The 3,138-nt window shown below is 66.5% G+C and carries 3 protein-coding genes and 1 pseudogene; 2 read left to right on the forward strand and 2 right to left on the reverse strand.

All coding sequences use genetic code 11. The features are described from left to right. Positions 1-329: pseudogene (locus tag EN738_RS32885) on the reverse strand (DUF2182 domain-containing protein); the annotation flags it as partial. 7 nt (positions 330-336) lie between these two features. Beyond that, positions 337-972 (reverse strand): DUF1326 domain-containing protein, encoded by a 636-nt coding sequence (locus tag EN738_RS32890; protein WP_127287197.1) that lies wholly within the window; start codon positions 970-972, stop codon positions 337-339. A gap of 309 nt (positions 973-1,281) precedes the next feature. Between EN738_RS32890 and EN738_RS32895 the strand changes: the two genes are divergently transcribed. Continuing rightward, positions 1,282-2,454 carry a cystathionine beta-lyase gene (locus EN738_RS32895; RefSeq protein ID WP_127287198.1) on the forward strand — a complete coding sequence of 391 codons (1,173 nt, stop codon included), beginning with the start codon at positions 1,282-1,284 and terminating at the stop codon, positions 2,452-2,454. A gap of 216 nt (positions 2,455-2,670) precedes the next feature. Continuing rightward, the coding region (locus tag EN738_RS32900; protein ID WP_189606100.1) for an HPP family protein at positions 2,671-3,138 on the forward strand (468 nt) is incomplete at its 3' end.

The raw sequence follows: 3,138 nt of genomic DNA on the forward strand, positions 1-3,138 counted from the left end.
ACCGACGGCGTCATCATGCCGACCATCATCACCGCCCACATGGCGAAGATGAAGCCGAAATCGGCCGCCGCCCAGGCGCGGAAGGCCGGCGCGACCGCCTCGCCCATATCCATGCCCGGCATGTCCATGCCGCTCATGTCCATGGTGCTCGTATCGGACATGTTCATGCCGGCCATGTCGCCGCCCGCCTGCGCGGGCGTGGCGGGCATGCTCATGTCGGCGGCGAGCCACAGCAGATAGGCCCAGGCGAGCACCGCAATGACGACGAGCGCCGCGGCGACGACCGCGCGGTCGCGTCGCAGCACCGCCTCGAGGGCCGTGTCGGTCATGGCGGCGTCAGTGCACGACGCCGCTTTGCGAAAGGTGGATTTCAGCGAAGTGGCTGTGCGTGTCCGCGACCTCGAATTTGATCGGGCCGGTCGCCTTGGTCCAGCCGCGCCCGGCTTCAGCGAGCGTGTATTCGAAGCCATGCGGCAGGTCGATGCGCGCCCGATGCTCGGCGCCGGTAACAGGGTTCTTGATCGGCTCGCCGTGCCCCTCGGCAATGCCAGGCACGCTCAACCGGGCCGTCCTTGCGTCGATGTCGACGTTGAAGTCGATCGCGGCGAAGATCGGATCGTGGACTTTCTCCAGCGTGGTCGAGAAGACCTGGAAGATGGTGGCGCCGGGCTCGGTATCCTGGCCGCTCAGGATGCGAAGCAGCGCGTCGCGCTGCGCCTGCGTCGCCCGCTCGTCGATGACCACCGCGGCCTCGCCCTTGCCGTGGTGGATCGCACCCGGCCAGCGAAAGACGCCGGCGAAGCGCAAGCCGTCAAGCCTGGTGTCGCCGTGCTGGCCCTTTTCGATTTCCATGCCGACCACCGCCTGGCAGAACCCTTCGGTTGGCAAGGCGTTGAACTGGCACGGGCAGCCATAGGCGCAGTTGCAGTTGACGAATTCGCGTGCCTTCATCGTCCACTTGACGTCGGGCATTACAGTCCTCCCCTTGGTTAGCGCGAAGTGCCTGCATTGCGGGGGAGACGGGACCGCGGCCAGATAAATTGTCCGGCGCGCATCAAGGCAACCCGGCAATGATCATATTAGACGTGTAACATATAACGTTCCCACCCGGCCTGATAGTCGGATCAAAGTCCGATCGCCCGGCGCCTAAGCAGGCTCCGCCGCGGTCCGCCCGGCAAGGATTTGGCACATTGAAACACCGCCGACTGGCGGGCACCGGGCGGTTGCGTGGTCCGAGCCGCCGCATTATGGCTGGCGTCACCCCCACCACAGGCGAGAGACATGGCAAAAGACAACGGCGAAATGGGAATCAACACGCGGCTTGCCCATTCCGGCAACAATCCGCGCGACTATTTCGGCTTCGTCAATCCGCCGGTCGTGCATGCCTCGACGGTCCTCTATCCCGACGCGGCGTCGATGGCGGCGCGCAGCCAGAAATACACCTACGGCACGCGCGGCACGCCGACCATGGACGCGCTGACGCAGGCCGTCGACGCCCTGGAGGGTTCGGCCGGCACGATCGCGGTGCCGTCCGGCCTGGCGGCGGTGACGGTGCCGCTGCTCACCTTCCTCGCGGCGGGCGACCATCTCCTGATCGTCGACAGCGTCTATCACCCGACACGGCACTTCGCCGACACGATGCTGAAGCGGCTGGGCGTCGAGGTCGAGTATTACGATCCGCACATCGGCGCCGGCATCGCCGCGCTGATCAAGCCCAACACCAAGGTGGTGTTTACGGAATCGCCGGGATCGAACACCTACGAGGTGCAGGACATCCCGGCGATCGCCAAGGCGGCGCATCAAGCCGGAGCCATCGTCATGATGGACAACACCTGGGCGACGCCGCTCTATTTCAAGCCGCTCGACCATGGCGTCGACATCTCGATCCATGCGGCGACGAAATACCCAGCCGGCCATTCGGACGTGCTGCTCGGCACCGTCTCGGCCAACGAGACGTACTGGAAGCAGCTCTACGAGGGTTTTTGCACGTTTGGCTGCTGCTCCGGCCCGGACGACATCTACCAGGTGCTGCGCGGCCTGCGCACGATGGGGGTCCGGCTCGAGCATCACCGGAAGAGCACGCTTGCCCTGGCGAGCTGGCTCGAGGAGCAGCCCGGCGTGGCGCAGGTGCTCTACCCGGCGCTGGAGAGCCATCCCGACCACGCGCTCTGGAAGCGCGACTTCTGCGGCTCGAGCGGCGTCTTCTCGATCGTGCTCAAGGGCGGCGTGCAGAAGGCGCAGCACGCCTTTCTCGACGCGCTGAAGATCTTCGGCCTTGGCTATTCCTGGGGCGGCTATGAGAGCCTGGCGGTGCCGGTCTTCCTCGGCGACCGCACCGTCGCCAAGGGCTCCTATGAGGGGCCGCTGGTCCGCCTCCAAGTCGGGCTCGAGGACGTCGACGACCTCAAGGCCGACCTGTTGCGCGGACTGGCGGCGGCGGCGGCACCGGCCTGACCTGCGAAGACAACCCGGGTTGAGGGATCGATTCCGCACACGACCGCATGGCCTTGGCGCGATTGAGAAAGCGAAGGCCGCAGGCGACAGCCCTCTGACCCGCGTCGCGCAATAATATTCTCCGCAATCGCAAATGCGCGGATTGGTTTGGCTTCCAAATCCGCGACCGCGGCTGCATTGCGGGCAGCGCAATTTCTCTTGCATTCAGGATTTGCCATGGCGTTCCGCCTTTTTGTCCCCATCCTTGCCGGCGCAACGCTGCGCGAGCGGCTGCTGGCCTGCATCGGCGCCACGATCGGCATCGCGCTGACCGGCGTGATCAGCGGGCTGGCGATGGGCGGCGGCCCGCATGTGGCGCTGCTGGTGGCGCCGATGGGCGCCTCGGCCGTGCTTCTCTTCGCCGTGCCGGCGAGCCCGCTGGCGCAGCCCTGGTCGATCATCGGCGGCAATTCGATCTCGGCGCTGGTCGGCGTCACCGTGGCGCATTTCGTGCACGATCCGGTGATCGCGTCCGGCCTTGCCGTGGCGCTGGCGATCGCGGCGATGTCGTTCACGCGCTGCCTGCACCCGCCGGGCGGTGCCGCCGCGCTCACCGCCGTGCTCGGCGGTCCGGCGGTCATCAGCGCCGGTTTCCTGTTCCCGTTCGTGCCGGTGGCGCTGAACTCGACCATCCTGGTCACGCTC

Origin of the sequence: Mesorhizobium sp. M4B.F.Ca.ET.017.02.2.1 (assembly GCF_003998955.1) — a bacterium.
Classification (GTDB): Bacteria; Pseudomonadota; Alphaproteobacteria; order Rhizobiales; family Rhizobiaceae; genus Mesorhizobium; species Mesorhizobium abyssinicae.